15 protein-coding genes and 1 pseudogene are annotated in these 24,575 nt (G+C 63.0%); 11 read left to right on the top strand and 5 right to left on the bottom strand.

What is annotated here, in order from left to right:
* Positions 1 to 281: 281 nt before the first annotated feature.
* From ACQP0N_RS05160 to ACQP0N_RS05120, 9 genes and pseudogenes are all read left to right on the top strand, one after another.
* Entirely contained in the window at positions 282 to 566 is a 285-nt protein-coding gene (locus ACQP0N_RS05160; RefSeq protein WP_433117974.1) for a hypothetical protein, read from the top strand.
* Positions 563 to 1,141: an RNA polymerase sigma factor gene (locus tag ACQP0N_RS05155; RefSeq protein ID WP_433117972.1), complete on the top strand. Its 579-nt coding sequence runs from the start codon at positions 563 to 565 to the stop codon at positions 1,139 to 1,141. Before ACQP0N_RS05160 ends, ACQP0N_RS05155 begins: the two co-directional genes overlap by 4 nt.
* Entirely contained in the window at positions 1,138 to 3,048 is a 1,911-nt protein-coding gene (locus ACQP0N_RS05150) for an EAL domain-containing protein (protein WP_433117970.1), read from the top strand. Before ACQP0N_RS05155 ends, ACQP0N_RS05150 begins: the two co-directional genes overlap by 4 nt.
* A gap of 1,041 nt (positions 3,049 to 4,089) precedes the next feature.
* Positions 4,090 to 4,689 carry a hypothetical protein gene (locus ACQP0N_RS05145; RefSeq protein WP_355624447.1) on the top strand — a complete coding sequence of 200 codons (600 nt, stop codon included), beginning with the start codon at positions 4,090 to 4,092 and terminating at the stop codon, positions 4,687 to 4,689.
* Positions 4,686 to 6,083, top strand: coding sequence for a hypothetical protein (locus ACQP0N_RS05140; protein WP_433117967.1), 1,398 nt, complete (start codon positions 4,686 to 4,688; stop codon positions 6,081 to 6,083). Before ACQP0N_RS05145 ends, ACQP0N_RS05140 begins: the two co-directional genes overlap by 4 nt.
* Positions 6,084 to 6,170: 87 nt before the next feature.
* Positions 6,171 to 9,011, top strand: coding sequence for a hypothetical protein (locus ACQP0N_RS05135; RefSeq protein ID WP_433117965.1), 2,841 nt, complete (start codon positions 6,171 to 6,173; stop codon positions 9,009 to 9,011).
* Complete coding sequence (locus ACQP0N_RS05130) at positions 9,011 to 10,093, top strand: hypothetical protein (protein ID WP_433117964.1); 1,083 nt, start codon at positions 9,011 to 9,013, stop codon at positions 10,091 to 10,093. Before ACQP0N_RS05135 ends, ACQP0N_RS05130 begins: the two co-directional genes overlap by 1 nt.
* Positions 10,083 to 15,656 (top strand): DEAD/DEAH box helicase, encoded by a 5,574-nt coding sequence (locus ACQP0N_RS05125; RefSeq protein WP_433117962.1) that lies wholly within the window; start codon positions 10,083 to 10,085, stop codon positions 15,654 to 15,656. Before ACQP0N_RS05130 ends, ACQP0N_RS05125 begins: the two co-directional genes overlap by 11 nt.
* A gap of 793 nt (positions 15,657 to 16,449) precedes the next feature.
* Positions 16,450 to 16,623, top strand: a pseudogene (locus ACQP0N_RS05120) (IS701 family transposase); the annotation flags it as partial.
* Positions 16,624 to 16,670: 47 nt separating this feature from the next.
* Here the strand turns inward: ACQP0N_RS05120 and ACQP0N_RS05115 are convergent.
* The 5 genes from ACQP0N_RS05115 to ACQP0N_RS05095 form a co-directional block, all read right to left on the bottom strand.
* Positions 16,671 to 18,659, bottom strand: coding sequence for a Druantia anti-phage system protein DruA (locus ACQP0N_RS05115; RefSeq protein WP_433117960.1), 1,989 nt, complete (start codon positions 18,657 to 18,659; stop codon positions 16,671 to 16,673).
* Entirely contained in the window at positions 18,656 to 20,107 is a 1,452-nt protein-coding gene (locus ACQP0N_RS05110) for an ATP-binding protein (protein WP_355624458.1), read from the bottom strand. Before ACQP0N_RS05110 ends, ACQP0N_RS05115 begins: the two co-directional genes overlap by 4 nt.
* Positions 20,108 to 20,198: 91 nt before the next feature.
* Entirely contained in the window at positions 20,199 to 20,579 is a 381-nt protein-coding gene (locus ACQP0N_RS05105) for a hypothetical protein (RefSeq protein ID WP_433117959.1), read from the bottom strand.
* A 572-nt stretch (positions 20,580 to 21,151) separates the two neighbouring features.
* Entirely contained in the window at positions 21,152 to 21,841 is a 690-nt protein-coding gene (locus tag ACQP0N_RS05100) for a DUF3800 domain-containing protein (RefSeq protein WP_433117957.1), read from the bottom strand.
* A 51-nt stretch (positions 21,842 to 21,892) separates the two neighbouring features.
* On the bottom strand, positions 21,893 to 22,000 hold the full coding sequence (locus ACQP0N_RS05095) for a hypothetical protein (RefSeq protein ID WP_433121442.1): 108 nt from the start codon (positions 21,998 to 22,000) through the stop codon (positions 21,893 to 21,895).
* 192 nt (positions 22,001 to 22,192) lie between these two features.
* Here ACQP0N_RS05095 and ACQP0N_RS05090 point away from each other — a divergent pair, with 192 nt between their 5' ends.
* Both ACQP0N_RS05090 and ACQP0N_RS05085 read left to right on the top strand, forming a co-directional pair.
* Complete coding sequence (locus ACQP0N_RS05090; protein ID WP_433117955.1) at positions 22,193 to 22,795, top strand: helix-turn-helix domain-containing protein; 603 nt, start codon at positions 22,193 to 22,195, stop codon at positions 22,793 to 22,795.
* Positions 22,796 to 23,118: 323 nt separating this feature from the next.
* Entirely contained in the window at positions 23,119 to 24,231 is a 1,113-nt protein-coding gene (locus ACQP0N_RS05085) for a tyrosine-type recombinase/integrase (protein ID WP_433117953.1), read from the top strand.
* The last annotated feature ends 344 nt before the right edge of the window (positions 24,232 to 24,575 follow it).

Genomic DNA, 24,575 nt, shown 5'->3' with positions numbered 1-24,575 from the left:
CGGGGAAGGCATCGGGATCAACCGAGTCGCGATTTTCGCTCAATGCAAATCCCATTTTCGGTCGAGCACCATCAGCCGCAGCTCGACTACAGAGCGCTATATTCGCGTTTCCGCCGTCACGCGCCCGAACGGACCCTCTATTGTGGCCGAACGGTGGAATAGTAACAGCTCAGGGCCATGAGTCGATCATGCACACAGATTCCACGAGCATCCCCATCTACATTCCGCCCTTCCACAGAGAGTTATATGCGGAAAGGCCACTACGGATGCGTGAGGCGAGGATGATCGATCAATTGCGAGGGCTTGTTCCCGACAGCTCGACCGCAGTGGTTCTGGGACTGGTGGCCGGGGCGGTGATCGGGCTGGTCCGCGCCTACCTCCGGCACCGCACCCGGCTCCACGCGGAGCGGGAGCTGTCCGCACGGACAGCGGCCCGGGCGGCGGGCTTGATCACCCTGGTCAGCGGTCGCCACGAGAACATCACTGTCGACGAGCGCGACCGTGACGGTCACCGCGTCGTGGAGCTACGTGGACCTCGACAGACCAGCGACGAGGAGGCGGCGTGAACCGGAACAGTTCTGCCGCGGCCCGCGCCGCAACCCGCTCGCCCGAACCCACCCCGGCCGAGCTGGAGGCGTCCTTCACGGCCTTCTGCGACGACAACTTCCTGCGGGTCGAGCGCTTCCTGCGGGCCCGCTGCGCCAATCGGGACCTCGTGGACGAGGCGGTCCAGGAGACATTCATCACCACTCGGGCCAAGTGGGCGCAGATCCGCACCTTCGAGAAGCCCCTGGCCTGGGTACTCAAGACGGCGCGGCACAAGCTCCAGGGGCAGCAGAGCCGGCGAACCCGGACCAGCACCACCACGACGAACCTGGACGAGGTGCCTCCCGAGTTCCTCACCCAGCCGACCGACCCTCGGGAGGCGGACGAGTTGCTCGTCGCGTGGCTGCAGCAACTGCCGCCCCGGCAGGCGGAGGTGTTCGTCCTCTTCTTCGACGGCTGGCGGGACCTCGACATCGCCAGGATGCTGGGTCTCGCCCACACCACCGTTCGCGCCTACAAGCAGCAGGCGCGTCAGCATCTGCAGCGCCTCGCGGAACAGGCCGGTTTCAACAAGCCCACGGGGAGGCCATCGTGAACCTCGACGACGTCCTGGCACTCGCGGCCGAACGTGCTCCCACCCCCCTCGAACGCGCGCGCGCCCGACGCGCCAGCCGGCAGATCCAGCAGGCCTACGCCCACGCCGTGACGGCCGGGCGGGATCTCGTCGTGGATGTCGACCCGCACGACCCGCTGAACGCCGACGCCGACGCCGACGAGGCCGCGCGGATCGCCCGCGCGGCCCAGCTGGCGAAGTTGGGCACCATCACCTGGATCTCCGCCACCGGAGAGATCTCCTGGTCCGACGAGATGTCGCTGATCCTCGGCTGCGCCCCCGGCACGATCCGGCCCTCCGCCGATCTGCTCTTCGAGCTGGTCCATCCCGAGGACGCACAGGCCGTTCGTCGGACCATCCACCTGGCGTGGCGGGAGCAGACGGTCAAGGAGACGACGTACCGGGTGGTCCGACCGGACGGAGCGACCAGGTACGTGCACTGCTACATCGAGGTCCTGATCGACCGGTTCGACCGGCCGCACGGCATCATCGGCACCGGTCAGGACGTGACCGACCTGGAGCTGGCCCGCCAGGAGCGGGATCGGCTCGCCCGCCGGTGCGAGACCGCACGCACCGAACTGATCAGCCGCGACCCGGCCACCGGCCTGCTGACCCGCCCCCGCTTCGCCGACGAGGTCGACCGGACCCAACGCGGCGGGTCGGGCGCCCTGCTCGTGGTGGCCGCCGAGCCACTGAACCTACCGACCTCCGGGCACGACCACGCGACCCAGGATCGACTCGCCGCCGCGATAGCCGGTGTGGTGAAGAACGTGGCCCGCCGGACCGCCGTGTGCGGGCTCGTCGGCCCGGGCGAGTTCGGCGTGCTGCTGCAGAACACCACGATGAGGTCGGCCACGACCATCGCGGAGAGCATCATCGACAGCCTGCGCGGTCACTCGTTCGTCGTCGGCCAGGACCGGGAACGGGTACGCCTCGACGCCTGGGGCGGTCTCGTCCGGTACCAGGACGGCGACGACAGCAGCGGCTTCGACCTGCTGGTGGACGCGGAGAGCGCGTGGCGACAGGCCAAGCGGGAGCAGGTGCCACTGACCGTGCTGCGACAGCCGGCCCGTCCCGAGGACCGGCAGGAGACCTGCCGGAGCCGAATCCGGGCGGCGGTCGCCGGCAACAGTTTCACGCTCTACGCCCAGCCGATTCTCGACCTCAGCCTCAACCAGATCACCCGCCAGGAGATCCTGCTCCGCGTCCTCGACGGCACGGGCCAGCCGGTACCGCCGTCGGCGTTCCTGGACGTCGCCGAACGGGTCGACGAGATCTGGCCGATAGACCGCTGGGTCATCGACCACACCATGGAGCTGATCGCCCACGGACCACGAACCTCGCACTACCAGGTGAACGTGTCGGGCCGGTCGCTCGGCGATCCGCACCTGTTGGAGCATGTCCACGAGGTCATGAAGCGGCACGCCATCGACCCCTCCCAGGTCACCTTCGAGATCACCGAGACGGCGCTGATCGGCAACCTGACGCAGGCGATCGACTTCGCCTGCGGAATCCGGGACATCGGCTGTCGGCTGGCCCTGGACGACTTCGGCTCCGGATACGGCACGTTCACCCACCTGAAGTACTTCCCGATCGACCTGGTGAAGATCGACGGCGACTTCATCAGCAAGATCGAGGAGTCCCGTCCCGACCAGGTGATCGTCCAGTCCTTCGTCGACATGTGCCGGGGGTTGGGGATCCGGACCGCCGCCGAGTTCGTCCAGAGCGAGGCCACCCTGCGCCTGCTGCGCGACTACGGGGTGGACTTCGCCCAGGGCTACGCCGTCGGCAAGCCGACCCCGGTCGGCAACCCGCACCGGGCCCTGCTGGACTCCGCCGGGATCGAGACGGCCGGGCTGGGCGCCGCGTTGCGAACGGCGATCGGATGACCGGCCGCACCGGCGACCGTCGTGGGACGGATCGACAGCGCCCCCGAACGCCGCGTCGGGGCGCGGCGGCCGGGGCGTGGACGGGCCGGGGGCGGACAGGCCGGGGCGCGGACAGGCCGAGGCGCGGACAGGCCGGGGCGCGGACAGGCCGAGGCGCGGACAGGCCGAGGCGCGGACAGGCCGGCCAGGGACCCGAGGCAGGGCCTAGACGACGTTGGCGAGGAGTTGACGGGCCATGACGATCCGCTGCACCTGGTTGGTGCCCTCGTAGATCTGGGTGAACAACGAGGGCATGGCTTCTTAGCTGGTAAAACTCGCTGGTCTGACCCTCGCACCAGGATTTCCCCAGACCCCCGCGCAGGACTCGTCCACCAGTATCGGCGCACTACGAGTCACTTCGTGTCGGAGCAACAACCAGCACCATCCAACACCGAATAGCACTGACTTGGTACTCCACGCCAGGCTGTTCGGTGTCCGCAGGCCGCCCGAGGAGCTTCAGCCGCCACTCAGGGTCACACTCAGTCGGAGCGGATGCTTGCAGAATTCAGCGGGCTGCGCGCCTCCCGGCGAAGTCAGCGCGGCGCGTACCGACGAAAATTCCAGCCAAAACACCAGATCGACGACCACATCATGGCGCAGAAGAGACGCGGGTCGATCTACGCCCTGTCCCTGACGGCCCATCGGTCAAGGCGACGCGAGCATGACCCGTTTCTGACGGCAACCGACGCCTCGGGTCCTCGATGACCATTGAGCGACCGATTCCATGCCGAACAACCCAGCAAGGGCGCGTCTGCACAGTTAGGCACAAACCAGACACGGCATAGCCCTGCCGGACGCGCTGGTCCTGAAACCGTGGCGCCTCAATCGTCATCTGCCACTTGAGGAAGGGCCGCGATCAGGCTGCTGCTGGTCCTCCACGGTCGTCACCTAAGCCTCTGCAGTAGCGGCGCAGGGCGCAGGCAGGGGCCACTTGGGCACCAGCACATAATCAGTGGAGCACCATAGCTGTGGTCGCTCCCTGTTGCACGGTAACCTCCCTCCATGCCCGGCGAAGCGATGCACAAAAAAGGTGCTGACGGGGCGCAGCGCGCCAAGCGCTGGCTCGACGCGACCACCCGGACTCGTGCGTCATGGACGAACGAAGACGAAGTAGCCGGCGGCCGACTCGAGTTTCATTGGCCGCACGCCGGCCAAGAGCCTTACTCTTTCGATGTCGGGGGATTTCTTTACGGACAACCTTTTGACAACCATTCATTCATGGCGGAAGTCAAGAACTACTCAGGCGACAACCTCGGCAACGACTATGACGACTTTCTTGCAAAATGCTACCTCACCTGGCGGGACAATACCCGTTGGGCGAATCAATTCATGTTTCTAACGTGGCACCCGTTTCGCATAAAGACCTGGACTCAGCTGCGCGACCCGGACGCGATCATCAAGGGATGTGTTGCTAACCGTCGGCGACTGTTCGGCGTCGATGACGAGATCGAAGCCCGGACACACGTCGACAACTCCCTCATAGACGAGCTTAAAAATCGCCTCTGGCTAGTCGTGCTTTCTGAAAAGCAGGAACAACTTCTAATATCTGACCAGGATCGCGCCCTGATCGTGTCTTCGCGTATCGAGAAGGGACTGATGTGAGCCAGTTCGGTGACGCCATAGCCGCCCTGGTGGGCCAAAGTCCCTCGGAACGGATCGGCGCTATCAAGGCAGCAGTTGCGGACAATCTACGCGCCGCCGACAGTCGAATGAGGGTCGACACCACTGACCACTTCAACCATTCATTCGTGCCGGATCTCATTCTATCTTGGCCGGGCCAGACCGAGAAACGCCGCGTTTTCCTACGAACCTCGTATCGCATTGAAGACCTTCTTCGTGATGTCGACCTTCTCGCTGGCGATAAACCTATCCTTATGCCGCTGGTTCCAATGCGCGAACAGGAAGACGCAGATGCCTCTGCGCTGAATGAACGTACTCGAGAAAGCCGGACCCTTGTCGCCGATCCATACGGATTAGAGGTTTTCGCCGAAGGACGCGATGCCGCGCCAGTCGTAGGGCTGCTCACTCACGCGATACTTCAAGGTGGGCGTGGGGTCATTACGACCCGCCGGGCCCGTGAGATTAGCAGTCAAGTTGCGGCCGGCTTCTCCGGGGCACGCAATGCCGCCTATGAAGCCACCAGCACAGCCCTAGACGCGAGTGAACGCAATCTCGACTCACACCGCGCATCCCAGCTGAACCGCCTGCTTCACGCGCTGTGGATTGGCTCGGGCGCCCCCCCGAGTGAATTTCCCGGTGACAACGACGCGACGGCCAGCTTGGACGAAGAAGCATTGCGCTTTGTTCTTGAACTGCCTGACCTTGAGGACGACGCCTTCTGGAGCCGCCTTGGTCTAAGTCTTACTACTTCGCGGCTCTGCCAACTAATCGACTTTCCACCCAACGCAAATCTTCAACGACTGTTGAAATACAGTGCACATCGCCTAACCGCCAAGGCCTGTCGCCTGATCGCGGCTTCGGAGCATTCGACGAGTGCCCCGCCACGCTGGTCAATCACGTCGAGCACTCTCACGCTACATTTACCTCGCTATCGCATACATTTCGCGCCACGGTCGGTGATGGAACTACCCGAAAACAATTCGATTTATCAGACGGTATCAGCTGCAGAACTCAAGAGGCGAGCAGACACCGCGGGAGTCGACGTTGCCGAGGTACGTCTATCGAACGGCGATGCCACCGTGACCTATGCCTCGATTGAACGACCTGACGTAGCCCAAGACGACTTCTTGGGCGCCATCGCCGCTCTCCTCAGCAACGGCTTCGTTGCTAGCGTCAAAGTGCAAATCGGCAATGGATCGCGAAGCGTGCGATGCTCTTTCGACACCCGCACCGGTGCCGGAAATGGCAATGCTCGGTTCCTCCTAGCCGAACTCGCCACTGTCGCTGCCCCACTACTCAGTCCGACGCGCGATGACGACTTAATAAATATCCGATCCGCAACTTCTTCAGGCGCCGCAGAGACCGAGCTGACATGAATTTCTTAGTAGAAAGCGAAAGCTTAGCGATAACTGCACTGCTAACCCTTAGTTAGTTCGAGGAGTTGCAGGGAGGCTGCGGCAGCTATGTACAGCATCGAGTCAAGTAGCACCGCGGAGCTACTGCAATACTTGCACGAGTCGCTGCACACCAAGTTTTCAGAGTTACACCAATCGAGGCGGCAGTTCAAGCATACTTCACCAGTTTTCGCACTGGAACACGACCTAGCTGGAGACGAACTCGACCTTCTGACGTCCACCGTCCGTCTCGAGGTACGGAAGGGCCTGGGTGCCGCTCAGCGCCAATGGTGGCTACCGTTCGTCGTCTACGCTGCCGAATCTGGATACCGCTACGTCGGCGATGAGTACTGGCCAAGCTTCGAACGGTCGACCCCAGGATGGCGCGGTGACCAACGCCCATGGCTGAAAACCTGCTTCCAGAAGTTCGGGACCGACTATGGCGGCGCTGTGCCAACCGGGGCCTTTGCGTCCAACTTCACGATTATCGCTTGGCCAATCACCCACGCGGTCTTGCCGACCTACTTGCAACGCCAGCTCGCCCAGTTGTTGTTTGAATTTAGGGACGCACTCACATCTGATTTGCTGGATGATCCGGCCAACCTCGGCGCACGGTTGGCTCGTCGGGCCTCAAACTACACGGAGAGGTTCAGGATCTTCTGCGAGAATAGAACCCTCGTCGGCCAAGTCGCCGCTGCGCTGCTGTCAGGCGATGAGGAGCAAACGCCCTACCTACTGCCGTCGACATTGAAGCGGATTGTCGATAGCTTGTCCGAAGAGCGGCAAGCCCGTCATTGGCTTAAGTCGGCTCAGAGAAGTGCGAGCTGCGTGCGTGGCTTCCAGCGACAAAGGGCCGACACGACCGGGCAGACTAGAACCAAAGTCGTCTCGCGAGCGACTGATCCGCTCCTGTTTCTGCGGCTCGAGGCTGCTTGGACCGCCTATGCGGAGTTGCCCGACCTGACCTCTCTTGGCGCCGGACTGCCGGCTGTGTACGAGCAACTCCGATCATCGCGGGGCACCGTAAACGGGGCAGCCCGGGCTGTACCGCCGAGCGCCCTGCTTTACAGCGGTCAGGACGTCAGGCTCGCCAGGTGGCCGCAGCCCGACCGGCCATTCCTTCAGCTGGAGCGTGGCGACGAGAAGACCAATCTATTGTTGGCTGATCAGTGCGTCATCACCAGCGGACCGTACTGGCTATTTCGCCGCCAGAGCGGCGGTGTCGCGCTTGAGGTCAAGGGTAAATTCGTACGTCCTGGTCACCGGTATGTTCTGGTCATGCTTCAGGCCGCAACGCCGCCCGTCGTCCCGTGGTGTGCACAGGTCGCAATCGACGTGCAGGGGGTCAACGCGTACGAGCTATCGATTCCCGAGCAAATCAATGAGTCTGACGCGATTGCGCTAAATGCCAGCGGTATCACCGTCGCGTCACACGTCGACATCCGCCCGGTAGGGGTCGTTGCGAGCGCTTGGACTGGGGACGGCGAGGTCGAGTGGCTCGCGGGCGAGCCGGCCATGCTCGGTGTCAGGTCTGATCTACTTCCGCAGCGTTGCCGGGTGACTGTCGACGGCGTCACCTACTTCCTCGACTGGGCGCTCGGTGAATTGGAACTACTGTTTTCTCTACACAACCTGAGTGTTGGCACTCATGATCTCAGCGTCGTGCTGCTTGGCGAGGGCGGCCGGAAACTCGCCGCAGGCTCGCTCGAAGTTACGATCCGTGATCCGCAGGTACGTCCCGAAGTTGCTTCAGTGGGTGAGGGTATCCGCATGCTAACCGCTCCCGCCCGCCCAACGTTGAGTGAACTTTGGGATGATCGCGCAACTGTCACGATCGACGGGCCGTCCGGGAGCAGTGCAGAATTGCTCATAACGCTACGCGGCAGTGACGACAGAGCCGTGGCCGAACTGAAGCGGTCGGTTCGCCTACCTGTCGATGAGGCCTCGTGGAAGGCGACGGCGAAGGCAATCCGAACTGACCGACGCTTCAGGAATGCATACGACCAGTCCGAGTCATGCGTCGTCACTGTGCGGCGAGACGGAATCGGGTTTGCGACGTTAACCTGCGAACGCGGTTTCCAGGCACTTCGTTGGCGCTTCGCGCGGTCGCACGATGGTCAGGTCGTTGCGAGCCTGATCGACCGCACCGACGGGGGAGGCACCACGGTCGAGGTCTTCGACATCGAGGCGCCGCTGGTCCCCATTCCCAAGGCGCCTGCTGAACCGTTCGGCGTTCCCGCCCGAGGTGGCCTAGCGATCGCAAGGTCGGGTGATGTGGCCGCCGCTATCGTCCTGCCGACGAATCCTAACGCGGTCCTTCGGCTACCTCCTGCGCAACCGGCAATTCCGTCTCCTACACGGTCAGCTAATGCGATCCTTCACCTCGCCCGAGCACACCAACGGTGGCTAAACGCTGATCTCCCGGCGGATATCTTCGCGGCGTACGAGCAGCAGATGGTCGGGGACGCGATCGCCCGATCGATTGGCGCCGCTATCGGCGGCGGCTACTGGGCTCGGCTAGAGTGGCGAATCGCCGCGGCTAGCGAACCTGCCGACCACCTCCAAGCCATGCAGGACGCCGTCGGCGTCAGCGGCCCGCAAAAGGCGATCGCTTCTACCATTGCCCTAAACCTTTACAAATGGCTCACGCCCAATAGTTTACTGTCCGGCTTCGAACAGGTCATCATGCCACATCTCGACGGCTACGGCATCGCCGGACGGCCAACAACGCCCCGTCTTCTTCTCATGCTCGCAGGTCGCCCAGGTTACATAACGGAGTGGGAAACATCGGAGGCAGAGTTCATTCTCGAGTGCGTGCTCAAGTCGCCGATACTCTACCGAGCAGCACGCTTCGCCGTACTCGGAACTCACGCGCTTAGCGACGCCGCTGGTGTGCGGTGGGAGTATTAGTGAAACTCACCAGATTGTCTCCTGATGAAGCGTCGCGCATCGCTATTGCGACGCTAAGAATGGACGCAGAGAGCGTCGATCTTGGGTCGCGCGAGGGAGTAGCGGCATCGCTGCGCCGAGCCGCGTCTTTCATGTGTCCAACGAGTCCCAGCCGCCTGATCGACGCCGTACTTGACGCGATCCGCCCAGTGAGTGCCTGCGAGCTTGGCCGCGACGATGTGGTTGACGTTCTTGAATTATTGGTGGCATCCGGTGATCTGCTTGAGCTGCGGCGTGACAGTGGCAGATCGACGCGGCTGCTCTACCTAGCGCCTCCGTCGTACATCGAGCGCGTACCCGGCACTTACCTGCTTATGGGCATCCGGCCGTACGGTGCACCGCTTATCGAGGACGAACTCGCGCTCAACATCGACTACGAGAACCACACACGTGTCTTGAAACTCGATCCTTCGAATGCTAGACCGAGACTCGCGACGCTCGGACTTCAGTCCCTTCCGAAGGACCGCTGGGTGGCTAGTCCGGCATCGGAACCGCCAGCGGAATTGGTCGGCCGGTACCGCGCGCGCCTCGACGCCGCAGGCCAATCCGGCCAGCTCGATGGCCTTTCGATACTTGATCCGTCGTCGTCCGTCCGCTACTACCGGGGTCGCTGGCGGTCGCCAGCGCCCTCTGACGCACACGATTTCATCGCGCGCCGGCCACAGGCCTATGGCGCCGACCTGTGGTGCCTGCTTCGCCTCCAGGCGGGTGTCGCTCAGCGCCTCATCGAACTGCCAGTTGACGATCCTCTCGCTTCCGGACGCGACGAAGCGTGGCGGTACCAAGCCGCCGCCGATGCGCTAGCCGGCGTCCGACAGCTATTCCGAATTCGGCGAGGCGCCACCCCTGACGCCATCTTCGACTTCTTCTCGCCGTTGCCAGGATTCGCCGAGCGTTACATGCAGTTGGTTGGCCTATCACTCGGCAAGACGCCAGGAGCTTTGTTCTCCTATCGAGTTCCGCATTCTGCCACTGGCGACGTTGCGGCATTTCTAGCAGACATGCTGTGGATGGCTCAAGAGGAGGAAACAAGTGGGGTCTGAAGCGCCCACCATTGCCGAGACGATCGCTGAGATCCAAACGGCGCTAAGGGACTACATAGAGGCGACGTATCACGTCGGTCACGCCGTAATCATCGAGCAGCGTCGCCAGTTGCTGGAAACTGAGGGCGTACTGTTTAAGGAACCTTTCATCGAGAGCACGCCGAGGTACCAGACGAATCGGCGTTTCGCCGATTTGGATCTTGATCCTGCAGTACACCAACTCTTCGGCATGCTGACCACGAAGGCTGGCAATCTCGATCGGCTGCTCCATGACCCGCCATACACTCACCAGGCTGAGGCGCTGGAGTGGACCTCGCGCGACGGCATGAGCCTCGCGATCACGACCGGTACCGGCTCCGGCAAGACTGAGTCATTCCTCTTGCCGATGCTGGCTAAGTTTGCGGCCGAGGCCGCACATAGGCCATCATCGTTTAAAGCGCCTGCCGTCCGCGCCTTGATCCTATACCCGATGAACGCGCTGGTGAACGATCAACTCGGTCGTCTACGGCTCCTGCTCGGCGACCCGCGGGTAACGACCCAGTTCGACGCGTGGGCGGGTCGGCCGGCGCGATTCGCGCGTTACACCAGCCGCACTCTGTACCCGGGCGTCCGCACGGCGAAGAAGGATCAGCAGCGCCTCAACTCAATCGAAGAATTCTATGTGTCCCTTATCGACCAGGCCGACGACCCGACATCACCCTGGCATCAGCAAGCAAGGGCGCTTAGGGGGAAGCTCGAAGCGAGGGGCAAATGGCCGGCCAAGCCGGACCTCAAGGCCTGGTACGGCCCCAAGGGCTCCCGCTGGCAGGACACGCATGGAAACTTCCTCCGGGCGGTCACGCAGGCCGACGACCCGGAGTTGCTGACGCGCCATGAGGTGATTACCGCGCCGCCGGACGCTCTCATCACCAACTACTCGATGCTCGAGTACATGTTGATGCGGCCGCTCGAACGGCCCATCTTCGATGCCACACGCCAGTGGCTGGGCAAGAACCCGGACGAGAAGTTCCTTCTGATCGTAGACGAGGCGCACCTCTACCGTGGGGCAGCAGGGGCAGAGGTTGCTCTGCTATTGCGTCGGCTCCGCTCTCGGCTAGGAATTCCACCAGAGCGGCTCCAGGTAATCTGTACCAGTGCTAGCTTTACGAGTCCTGACTACGCCCGCGACTTCGCGGCCCAGCTCGCCGGCAAGGACGTGAGCGACTTCCGCACCGTTACTAGCAAGTGGGCCCTCCGGGCTGGCGCCAGCACTGGCACCGATACGGATGCGATAACGCTCGCAGCCGTTCCGCTCGAGGACTTCTATAACGGCGAGACCGATGCAGACCGTACCGAGGCAATCACTGATCTGCTGACGTATCGGGGAGTTCACGACGATGATCGCGGCATCGGTGCGCTACTCGACGAAACGCTTGCATCGTTTGGACCGATGAGCCTCCTTGTCAACGAGACCATGCAGAAGGCGCAGCCGGTAAGCGAGCTTGGTCAGGCGATCTTCCCTGGTGTCAAGCCCTCCGTCGCCGACCAAGCTGTGACGACGCTCGTCGCCCTAGGAAGTGCCGCGAGACGAACAGCTGATGAGCCAGGCCTGCTCCCTTGCCGTATTCACGCCTTCTTCCGTGGGCTTCCCGGACTATGGGCGTGCCTCGACTCTGAGTGCGGCGCCGTCAACCGAGGTACCTTGCCGCCGCCCGGGTTGGGGCCGATCGGGAAGCTTTACGCTCAGCCTCGAGCGACTTGCGACTGCGGCGCTCGGGTATTCGAGTTCTACACATGCCGCCACTGTGGCTCAGCGTATGCCCGCGGTTACACCGACGACTTGGCGGACCCATCGTTCCTTTGGCACGAGCAAGGGGGCGCATTCCACAGCACCGCCGGCTCGATCCCGGAGCTATTCGCACTCGATCTACTCCTCGAGGAGCCCACTGCCGGTCAGGTGCAAGTCGCCGAGATAGACCTCGTGACGGGCTGCCTTAACCCGTCGAAGGCTCCGACTCGCGGGCGAGTCGTGTTTATCCCAAAGCTGCGGAGCGGCGAGACCGTGACGAGCGACGACGGCGATGACGACGGTGATGACCAGGCTGAGGCGAACGGAGAGTTCAAACCCTGCGGCGTCTGTGGCCAACTTGCCGGTTTCGGCCGCTCGTCCGTCCAGGACCATCAGACCAAAGGCGACCAGCCTTTCCAGGCCCTCGTCGCCCGGCAGATCGAGGTGCAGCCCCCGAGCGCGCCATACACTGATTTCGCGCCCTTGCGCGGTCGCAAAGTACTAGCGTTCTCCGACTCGCGCCAGGTTGCAGCACGGTTGGCACCGAATTTGCAGGCTTACTCTATGCGGGACGTCATTCGTCCGTTAATTCTTCGAGGGTGGACTGACCTCGCAGCACAGCCGGGCATCGGGCCGCAGTTGAGCCTGGAACGGCTCTACCTCGCCGTGCTGGCCGGCGCCAAGGAGCTCAAAGTTCGGCTGCGACCCGAGCTCCGACAGGCTGAGTCACTCCACGTCCTCAAAGATGTCGGCAAGGCCATCGATAAGGGTGCCCTGACCGGTAACCTCCCTGCGACGTTGGAACTTCTTATGCTGACGACAGTTCCACCGCAGGCCTTGCTACGCGCTATATACGCAACCCTTACCGATAAGTACTACGGTCTAACATCGCTCGGGCTAGCATCACTGCGAGAGAAGGCGAGCCTAACCGGTGACTTGCTCGCAGAACTTCCGCGTATCGACGGCATCGCGGCCACCGAGGACGAGAGGCTTGCTCTGCTGCGGATGTGGTTAGCGCAGTGGGGCACTCCCGCCCGCGGCATCTGGTTCCCATCGATGACCGAGGAATGGTGGCGCCAGAAGGGCGGAGTCAAACCGCACTCGGGAAGCTTCCAGGCGATCGAGCGTTGGCTTGGCACGCCCGCATCAAAAAAGACGTTCAAGCAGAGCTGGCTCCCGACTCTTCAGAGCAGATTCTGCGAGCGCACCGGTCAGAAGTTCCGTTTGCTTGCTGGCAACGTCGCACTCGAGACTGGCGGCCAGTGGGGATACTGCGAACGCTGCCGGTTCACACAGCGCCCATTTCCCGGATCGGAAAAATGCATCAATTGCGGCACCAACAAAGTTCGCACTCTCGACCCAGAGACTGACGGAGTCTTCCAGGCGCGCAAGGGCTACTATCGGGCCAGCACCTCGCGCGCCCTGCAGACGCCGCCCGATCCACCCATGAGCATCATCGCTGCCGAGCACACCGCCCAGCTTAACGCTTCGCATTCCGACGCTGTTTTTTCACGTGCCGAGGAGTACGAGTTGTTGTTCCAGGACGTGAACGTAGGCCTACCTCGACCGGGCGAGCCGGAGCGGGCCGCCATCGACGTGCTGTCATGTACGACCACAATGGAGGTCGGCATCGACATCGGCAACCTTTCCGGCGTCGCGCTGCGGAACATGCCGCCCTCACGTGCCAACTATCAGCAGCGCGCTGGCCGCGCGGGACGTCGCGGGAACGCGGTGGCAACGGTGATCGCGTTCGGCAGCGCCGACACCCACGACGATCACTATTTTCGCAACCCCGCCCTTATGATCCGCGGACAGGTCGACGACCCAGTCCTGACACTAGACAACGATGAGATTGCGCGGCGCCACGTCACTGCCTATCTACTGCAGCGCTACAACCAAGATCGACTACCCACCATCGATCCCGAGGATCAACCGCAATTGTTCGAGGTGCTGGGCACGGTGCGCGGGTTCGCCGGGACAACCTCGCCGCTCAACCGCACTGATTTCGAGGATTGGTTGAAGCAGCATGAAGCGGTCCTGCGCCGCGACGTCGACTCTTGGCTACCGTCCGAACTGATGCCGACTGACCGCGAAGCTGTCCTCGATGGCCTGGTCACCAGGACACTTGAAGATATCGACGCGGCTCTCAACCTTGAGGCCGATGGCAGCCTAGCGCGGGCCGAAGCCGGAGACGCAGCACCAGCGGAACAGGCGGCCGAAGATGGTGGCCCCGCCGAAGACGAGTCGGTAATGCCGACCGAACAGCGCAGCCAGAAAAACCTGCTCGATCGACTGCTCTACAAAGGGGTGCTGCCGCGGTATGCCTTTCCCACGGACGTGGTCTCATTCCATGTCTTCGACCGGGACAAGTCAGAGCCGTTCCACACAGTGTTCCGCTACGAACCCAGCCAGGGATTGCCGATCGCGCTCAGCCAATACGCCCCGGGCAAGGTTGTGTGGATCGACAACAAGGAGTGGACTTCGGGCGCAATATATGCGCCCATCCGTAAGGACCTTTTTCAGGCGTGGCGTGACCGCTGGCTCTACTTTGAGTGCCAAGTCTGCCATTACGCAAAGCACTTCCCGTATGACCAAGCGGAACGCGGTGAAGAACGTGATTGTCCGGCCTGCGGTGCTGCAGGCAAGTTTGGCAAGGCGATGAACTGGATGCGTCCCCCTGGATTTGCTCACCGTGCGAGCGAAGAGCCCGGCACGAGCCCAGACGACGCACCGGCAAACAGTTACGCAACAAGGGCCAAATTGGTCGCGGAGGGGCCAGAGGAGGAGGACGCCTGGGACCAAGTCACGGATCGCCTCGAGCAGACCTACCGTCGCGATACTCTCTTGGTCACCAATACTGGGCCGAAAAGCGAGGGCTACAGCTACTGCACTCGTTGCGGCATAATCGAGCCCACGAAGGGCGCGACCGGCATCGTGGTTGGTACTCATCCCAAGCCATATCCGGACGAGCGCGAGCCGGACTGTCAGGGGTCGGCATCATCGCGCGGCCTGGTTCTTGGCACCGATTTCATCTCCGACGTGCTGCTGGTTCGGCTCCAGGTCAAGCAGCCGATTACTCTGCGACCAGAACTGCTGTCGACCCAAGTAGCGCTGCGAACGATTGCTGAAGCCCTAACGCTTGCGGCAACCGGTGAACTCGATGTCGATGCTACTGAGCTTCAAGCTGAATGGCGTCCTGCGCTAACTAAAGCCGGCAACGACGGCCTCGAGGCTGAAATCTATCTCTACGACACCTTGGCGGGCGGTGCTGGGTTCACCCGCCGAGTCCACGGATACGGCCGATCGATCTTCGAGAAGGCACTCGATCGTTTGGAGAAGTGCCCAGCGGACTGTGACGCGTCCTGCTATCGGTGTCTGCGGAGCTTCCGCAACCGATTCGAGCACGGCCTGCTCGACCGAAGAATTGGCGCGGCCTTGCTGAAGTACGTCCTGAACGGCACGATGCCGGCACTTGACGACGTGCGGGTAAACCAGTCGATCGACAAGCTTCTGGCCGACCTGCAGAGCCGGGATATCGGAGAAATCGAGTTCAGGAAGAACGAACCTGTCGAGATCGACGGTATTGGAACGATCACCGCGCCGATCCTGGCTCGCGCTCATGGAAACGATCGCATCTTCTACATCCAAAGCCCGTTGACCCGCGACGTTCCGCCCAACCAAGAACTGTGGGAGGCTAAAGAACTGGGCACGGTGCCGGTACACCCAGTCGATGATATGATCGTCATGCACAACCTGCCCGTCGCGAGTCAGCAGGTGCTGAAATGGCTCCTCTGAGTCTAATGCCGCAGCTAAACTTGCCTGATCTGTAGCTGCGGCAGCTCCTTGGCATGATCGACGCCTGCGCAACGCAGGCTGCGCATCTGCGCGTGACAATGCTCATGTGCGATGGGTTGGGTGATCGCAGTTTTGCCTGTCTCGGTAATTCGGGGGCGGACGAGTCGCGCTTGTGTTGATCGATGAGGTCGTGGGGTGGCGGGCGGGTCTGGATGACTTGCTGGCGCGGTTCGCGCACCGGTTTGGGCGTACGGAGCCGCGCCAGCAGGCGCTGACCTACCCTTGGTTGGGTCATTGTCACCGCTGGCGAGCAAGAACGGTTGGACCCTTGGCCGCGGCGGCCAGCGATGTGACGCTGGGTCGAATGCGGCGGCTGCTCAACCGGTCAGCGTGGGACCCGGACGCGGGCCGCGATGACCTGCTCGCCTACGTGGGCGAGCGCCTCGGTGACAACGGCGGGTTGTTGCTTGTCCTGCCGTCGCAACCTGGCAAGGGGTCAAAGCTTGCGCTCATCCGGCGCCCAGGACCATACACAGGTCTCCCGCGAGCGCTGCCGGAAGTTGGTCGAGACCAAGCCGACCCGCACCGCAGCGGCGAGGAGCGAAAGCGGCGCGGTAGTGGTGCGGGTTCCCTCTACCGCCTGACAGTGAGAACGTGCGCCCGGCCGGGCCTGGGTCTGGGGCCGGAATTTGGCCGCATTCATCCGTACTACCTGGGCACGTTCACTCGTACGGCGACATGCGGCCTACGTGCCCGACGCCGTCGACGGATAAGGCCACTGACTGCTGATCCGACGCACCCCACCGACCTGGCCTACTACCTGTGCTCCGGCCCCCGCGGGCACCCAGGACGAGGACCTGATCCGGATCACCGGGACCCGGTGGGCGATCGAGGAGTGCTTCCAGACCACCAAAACCGGGTCGGCTTGTACCATTACCAGGTGCGGCGGTACGACGCCTCGCACCGCCGACAATACTGGTTCGGTCCGCCCACGCCTACCTCGCTCGTCGAGCGCTAGGCTTGGCGTGCGATCGCATATCCTTGAAAGGCCACAGGCAGCAACTCGTCGTCTGTGGAAAGTGGCACCCGCGCGCCGTGACGAATCGGACGGACCAGCCGGTGCTGTTGCATTGACTCCCGGACACGATCCTGCGCGGCACGGTTCCGTCCCCAACGTTCGAACCACCACTGTGCCACCGCCTGTCCTTCGTCGTTTGGCTCAGGATCGACCAAGTACGCAGGTTCCTTGTCGATTCCAAGGGAGTAGTCCCGCACGTTGGCGACGAGCGGAACGCCGTACAAGATCCGCTCACGTCCGTGTTTAAGTAACTCATTGGTTGGCCATCCGAGAGCAGCAAGACCGAGGCGTACCTTGCGGAGCCGAGGACTGACGCCCTCACCGAATAAACTATTCACTCGGACGCGCGCGCCGGTGTGTTCTGAAAGGCGGACCATTGCCTCTACAGTCTCGTCAGAAAAGTGCGACGTGCCGAACGACCGTGAGCGCCCTAGCTCATTAAACCCCATGCGCGCGTGCTCGGAGCCACCCATCACGCTGGTCGGCCAGAATAGGCGGTTGTACTGGCTCGACCCTGTCCCGTAGAGCGAGGTTGTAGTGACGAGCGATAGCCGAGCCTCACGCGTGATCGGCCGTCCAGCCATCGCCGAGGCGATCTCGCTCGGTCGGCGGTACTTGGCCTTGTATGCCGCGAGCACCGTGGGTGAGACAGCCAGAGCTCCGACCAGCTTGCCGGCGGCCAAGGCGTTATAGGGTGCGACCGCGCCACAGATGGTCAAGTCGGCGATGACGGTCCCGACGCGCTCGCCTCGAGCCCGCCGAACGAGGCGCCCAATCTGCGTCCTCGCTCTTGAGTCATCCAGTGCTCGCCGAAGGCGAGCGGCTGTTGGCTTCGGGGCGAAGTGGGTTCCTAGAATGTTCCTAATTTCCAGCGTTTCAGCAAGCAGAGCTGAGCGCTTCGAGCGGAATAGATGGGTTTCGGCTCGTTCGACCCACGCATCCGTCTCGATGTTGCGCACTTCTCGGATAGGTCCGCCGCGGTGATGCTTGGCGCGGTGTCGCTCGGCATCGGCGCGCAGTCGAGCGATCACGTCATTCGTTGGACGCTTCAGGTCATCCGGTTGCAGAATGGCATCCCGCAAGAGATCCTCAACGTAAATCCCATCCTGCTGTACTTCAATCCGTCGCGCCAGCCAGCGGGCTAGGCGGTCTGTGGGGGCTTTCTCGATAGTGGCGAGGACCTGTTTGGTGTCCCATCCCATCCAGGAATCGCGTTCCGCAATCTGAACGACAGGGCTGGAGATCGCCGCAAGTCCGATCACTGCGTGATACTCGGTCGCCGCGTCACGGATCAGGATTGGCATCGAGCGGCCAGGGATCGTCGAGTAGGCGTTGGACCACGTGTGGCGAAAGTAGCGCCAGATGTCGTGCAGCTTGAAGCCGGTCAGCTCACACGTCGCGGCAGAGTTCACGATCTGCACGTAAGGCCGGATCGCGTCTGTCACATCCGGGCTGGCCTCCAGAGAGGCCGCGAGTTCGCGGCCGTCGCGCATGAGGTTAAAGATTGAGATGAGTCGGTCACCGCGTTGATGCGTGCGCTCCATACTCTCGACGAAGCGCCGCACGCTTGGCTGGCGAAGTTGCGCGTCGCGCCGAAGGTGTTCTTGTCGCCGGACGCGTGCCTTCTCCGTCTCGCGCTCGGTATGGGTCTGCGGCGGGCACACCAACGGACCTAACTTGTCGACGTCGATGGTCCAGCCCTGGTCCACGAGATCGATGATCGTGTGCGCAGCTGCAGCGAGCCGTGGCTGGTTATAAAGGTCGCCCAGTTCGGCGGCTTTAAGCCAATAGGCGTGCTCAAGTGGAGCGCCTGGATCAAGATTAGTCGCAGCCAGCAGCCGGCAGAGTCGGCTGAATCCCTGCCTCTCCTTCCGGGAAGCGCCCAGCGGAAGAACAAGCGGCAGGTACTTTACGTCGTCGGTCATGACTTCCGCAGCATCCGTCCGTAGTTGCTACTCCAGATTTGGAGCAGGTCGTCGAAGTGCTGGCCAGACCGCTCCATCTGAGCAGCGCTTCGCGCAAAGGAGAGCAAGAAGAGTTCTAGGGAGGTCCGAAGCTCCGTGGCGGCTTCGCTTTCGATGGATTGAAGAGGCCGAAACAGTGCAGCAAAAGCCGGATGGTCGACGTTGAGCGTGAGGTCGAGCATCCGCTGCGTGAGGGTCGAACGAAACATCGACTCCACGGGCATTGGCTCTGACCCGATTCTATAGTTCAGCGCACCCCCTTGGCGCCCGGAAACGATGACGGGGAGATCGCGATCCGCAGCGGCGGCGATCCGACAGGAAGCCTGAGCTGCCGTCTGGAATTTAACTTCCTCAAATGCCTGACGAACACGGGCGTTTAGCAGGCGCGCGATGGACTCGAGTTCCGGCTCAACCGCCTCGCGCAGTGCGGCCGACGGGCGGACCCCTTGTTTATTGATCGTGATGCCGAAGTGCTCGTCGAGCATCGGCTCAAACTCGATTTCGCAGCGCCACCAGTCGTCATAGTTTTCCTTACGCTTCGCGCCCATGAGATGCCAGCCGCTCGCGATCTCACGCCCGGCCCGAAGAATTGAAACGCCACCTTGACCAACAATGCCGATTCGGCGCTTGGTCGCGTTGTCCAGACCATGCCATCGATGGACGGGCAGCATCGCAAACCGCACGGTCACAGCGGACGTCTCGCCGGTTCCTGTCTCTAACTCGAACTCAAGCGGCTGAAACTCGAGCCGCGCGGTTGCACGCTCGACCTTTGTGCTCAGCAGCATCGGGTCTACCGGGTCCACCTGGGATCCATTGATCGTCATAGCTGTACCGGAAGCGAGAAACCGCCTGTAGATCCGTCCCAATGCACGGTGCAGGGAGCGCTCCAGCCACCCCAGCCGACGGTACTCAATCCGATCACACTGCGACCAACGAACGCGGCAGCCTGACGCACCGTTGCTCGTGGATGACCCACGCCTAGCGGTTAGGTTCGGGCTGGCTCCCGCAGCAACCGCGTCGACGTCGAGCGCGACGCAGTACTCCGCTCCACTACCGCGCCAAGTCGTCACCTCGACGCGCCGCGCCTGACTGAGACTGGCTGCGGGTAGCCCCATCCCGAACCGACCAAACGACTGCCGGGCGTCGAACCGTGACGAGCCCCCGAACCGCAGGCAAGCCTCCAGTTCGCCCTTGGACATTCCCATGCCGTTGTCCTCGACGACAATCTCCGGCAGAGCATCGCTGGGCCACTCGATGGTGATGGCGATGTTCGTCGCCCCCGCCTGCAAGGAGTTGTCGACCAGTTCGGCGAGAGCTGTGGACAAGCTCAGATACCCAGACTCGCGGACCGCCCGGATGAAGTTCGAGGGAACCACGAGGTCGTCAACTGGGTGATGTTGTCGGCTCATGATCCTCCGTGCGTCGACGCGAAACCCTCCAGGCTCAGAGTAGCTGCTCGAGAGGGTCCGATGCACTGGGCATCTGCGCTTGATCGCCGCCTCACACACGAGTCGTTAAGGTCACGGTGATGCGCTTCGTCTTGGCCGGTTCGGTCAGGTCGACCCCCTGCCCACTAGCGAGCAGGAGACGCGCCGTGGGGCGCATGGAACCTGCAACCATCAGGAACGGCTGAACCCCGTCCAACCAGACCAACTTGCCCGTCCGCTGAAGGTCAAAGACGATGGCGTAGCGGGTGGTGGTGATGGCGACGACCCGGTTTTCGACCGACGTGCTCTCGATCGCGTCGCCAACGATGGCCTGCAGGAGGGGTGCGGTCGACTTGAGCGAGTTGATCCCGAGCACTTGGAGTGTTGCGATCTCCCCGCCCTGAAGGCGATCCAGAATCGCCTGAATCTCATCGATAGTCTGGGTGACAGTCACGGAAGCATCATCCCGCCGTCGCCAGCAGGGTGGGCATCCCGGTCCATGGTCAACGGCTGCGTCAGGTTACCTGTTCCTGGTAAAGCGAGGCACGGACACCGCGCGATGATCACCGGAAGATGCGGCCCCGTCGTCCCCTGCCCTTGAGAAGGATGGCCGCCCTGGGTCAGCACCAGACCCATGACTACCGCTCCCCGGCCAACGATGAGTGGACCCTATGGGTGATCCAAGCTACGCGTCACCGTATTGCTCGCAAGGCCGGGGGTTGGCGGCGAGGCCTGCGAATTCGTGCGGTACGCATGGCGCTGGGCGAGGAGCGACGCTCCTCCCCCGCCTGCCGGTGTCAAGCCCCAGCGGCCGATAAGCCAAAGACTTTGCCGCTCTCGCCGTACTGCCGGAGTCGCCAAGGTGGGGCTATGACACCGCTCGCGCCGGGGGCGGATGCTGCTCCTGCGCCAGCGCTGCTACGGGGCCGCGATCGATCGCACGCCCACCTCCTCAACCGCCAAACTCACTCTGTGCAACCTCCCCGTCGCAGGGTCTGAATAGATCGCATTCTTGGTCCGTTGGTTTCAAAGTTCGACCGGCCCTCCTTCCTCATCAAGGTGCCGGAGGATCTGGCCGTACCACGTCGTGGTCCTGTCTCGTCTCCCGCCGGGACGTAGAGACCGATATCCGGTCCAGGCAGCGAGGTCAGCGATCTGGACCCACTGGCTTGTGTTTGCGTGCCGGAAGAAGGGGTCCTCGATGTGGGCGCGGCTGCCGTTAGCCAGGGCGCGGTGTGCGCGGTTGTAACCGCCGTTGGTACCGTCGCCGTCAACTACGACGGTGCCGAAGGTGGCAGCATCGTGGAGGTCGGCGTCGAGCTTCGCGATCATGCAGCGGTAGAGGTCCTGCTTGTCGCGTTCGAAGTTGCGTCCGCGGGCGTTGGTACGGCGATAGACGCTGCCAAGCGTGACGCCCGGCAGGCCAGCCATCGCGGTCAGACCTTCCTGGATGACGCTCAGGCCAATCCGCGCGGTCCTGCGGACAGGGTCTTGCGCCCAGGTTCCTCGGCCGCCCGCCAGTTCGGTGGCATGCAGCCGGATATCGGCGGGGATGCCATAGCGGCGGTAGACCGCTGCGCGGAATCTCAACCATCGCTGGGTCGCGTCAGCCCACTGTGCTGGATCGATCCGGATCCAGCTAAACGTGGTCAGGCCGTGGGCTTCGCTACCGGAGTCGTCGACGTAGTACAGGGCGAAGTTGGTGCCGGTTGTCATGGTCGTATCGGCTCGCTCCGAACAGGGTGCAGTAACGGTAATTGGGAGCGGTCAGCGTTCGGAGCTGTGGGTTTCGAGCCAAGCGTCGATATCGCGCCTGCGGTAGCGGCGATATTTGCCCACCTTGTACGACTTGGGTCCTTTGCCCGTGTAATTCATGTAGTACAAGGTCTGGGGCTGCACGCCCAAATATCGAGCCGCCTGTTCGTGGGTCCACATGCCTGTCGGCTCTTCTCGCATCATCAACCAACTTGTCAATTTGGCAAGTAGACTCACGCTACTTGCTGGATGGAGAAGTAATATGACCAGCAAGCTTGCGGCTTGTCAACCAAGCGAGTAGAACTTACGAACATGACAAGTGAGCAGCTCAGTGGCGAGGCCACGCCGGGTGAGGTGGTGCGGCTACGCCTCAAGGAGATCCGGAAGAAGCGCCGCCTGAATCCGGACAAGGCTGCTGAGCTGTATGACGACCCGGCAATGTCGCCGACGGTGCTGATGAACATCGAGGCGGGTCGCCGCCGGACCCCGGTCACGGTCGACGAGCTGTTGCGCTTCGCCTACGCGCTGAACGTTCCGCCGGAGACATTGCTGGTGCCCGACGCCGGCCAGCAGGTGCAGGTCGCACCCGGCGTGGTGGTCGACTCGATTCAACTGCTGCGATGGATACGCGGCGAGCAAGCACTTAACGGCACTGACGCGGCGCAGTACGAGACTGCCGCGGCTGAGTCACTCGAACCGTCCGGCCGCGGGGTCCCGCAACAACTGCGCGACGAGTTTCTGACCAGGGCGCAGGCCGCGTTCGACGGCTTCTTCGCCGACAGCGACGAGATCCGCCGCAAGACGCGCCAGCAGGTCCGCGAGGTACTGGGCAAAGTCCGCACCGCCGCCGCCGACGGCGCACCCACTGAGGAACTACTCGCGATGATCGACGGCTTCCTCGGCCGGCTGGAGTAGCCAACCGGCACCAACGCCTCTGCGCGTAACAGACCACTCGTGACCTGCGGCTTGGTCACGAGCCGATAGCCCGTACCCGACAATCCGCGGCGCGCCACTCGCACCGACGGCCGATACCGCACACACCCTTCAGCCCGCAGCCCGCAGCCTGGTCCGGCCGCCGGGGCGATACCCCCTGTCCTCAACCCGCTCGCTGTGCACGAGCCGGGGCGATGACGTGCGCCCCGACGCCAGCCGGCTTCGCAATGCACCAAGGAGTTCCCCTCATGGCACGAGCATGGATCAAGCCCAGCGCCGACGGTCCCGGCCACACCTGCTTCTGGATGGATCCAGACCGCCGGCAACGACAGAAGACGTTCCGGCGCAAGGTCGACGCGGAGAACTTCCGCACCCGCAAGGAGCGCGAACTCGACACCGGCACATACCTGGAAACCGAGCGAGGCGCCGAAACCGTCGCGACGCTGTTCGAACGGTGGGCCACCACACGCGGCCTGGAGAACTCCAGCGTCCGGCAGTACCGCAGCATGCTCAACCAGGCGGTCCGGCCATACTTCAAGGCCAGGACGACCGGGGCGCTCAAGCTCGCCGACATCCAGGCGTGGATCTTGTGGATGCGCGACACCAAGAAGTACCAACCGCAGACCATCCAGACCCGGTTCGGGTACCTCAGCTCGGCACTGCAGTGGGCGGTCGACAACGACGAACTCGGCCGCAACCCGGCCAAGCGGGCCAAACTCCCCGGTCGCCGCGCCAATGTACGCCGCGTGGTGAAAGAGAAGATCGTCGTACCGACACGCGTCGAGATCGAAGCGCTCATCGCTGCCTTCGACCCCCGATACGCCGCGGTGGCCTGGTTGATGGCTGGCTGCGGGCTACGCGTCGCTGAGGCGATGGGCCTTTGTCGCGACCAGATCGACTTCCGCCGGGGACTGCTGCACGTCAACCGGCAAATCACCGAGGACGGCGAAAGCGACAGTGGCAAGAACGCCAGCCTGCATCTCAAGATGTACACCAAGCACCGCGATGCCGAGTCCCCCGGCCGGGCCGTGCCGCTTCCCAAGATCGTCGCCGCGGTCGTACGGGCACACCTGAAGAAGTTCGGCACCCTCGCATGGCAGAGCAGCCAGGGTCAGGTCCACCTGCTCTTTCCCAACCACAGCCGGACCGGCCTGCTGTACCAGTACTACTTCCGCAACCAGATCTGGCAGCCGGCGCTCACGGAGTCGAAGGTGTCGTTCACCAAGACCCACGCGCTTCGGCACTTCTTCGCCTCCTCGATGCTCGGCAACGGGGTGCCGATCACCGACCTCGCGGTCTGGTTGGGCCACAGTAATTCCAAGGTCACTGACGAGTACTACGGCCACCTCATGCCCGAAGCGCCCGAACGCGGCAGAACCGCCATCGACACCGCAATGGCCACGCCCGCCAACGAATAAGGCTGCCGTTCAGACGGGCCAGCCGGCCGTCGTCACTTCGATGCGTGATCCTCAGGACCACGGTGACCAGCCAGCGACGGTGATCCGAACACAGCAGGACCTGCCGATCCACAAACGTGGGGCAGGTCCGCCTTCCGACCGTAGCACCCGCTGACCGCCCCCAGGTTCCGCCCGGCAGCACCCCCGGTGATAGCGGCCTGCCTTCGCGCAGCTTCGTTGTTGACGTTGACCTGCTCTCGGGCGGGAGGCCGCGGGTGCGGTTGCTGGCCCTCGATCCTGACCGGCCGCGGCTGGCCCCGCAAGGCCCACCGTCGCGGCCGCGTCTGCGCGTCGTACAGAGCGTG

Origin of the sequence: Micromonospora sp. CA-246542 (assembly GCF_050942905.1) — a bacterium.
Classification (GTDB): Bacteria; Actinomycetota; Actinomycetes; order Mycobacteriales; family Micromonosporaceae; genus Micromonospora.
This window is presented reverse-complemented; position numbering and strand designations above follow the sequence as displayed.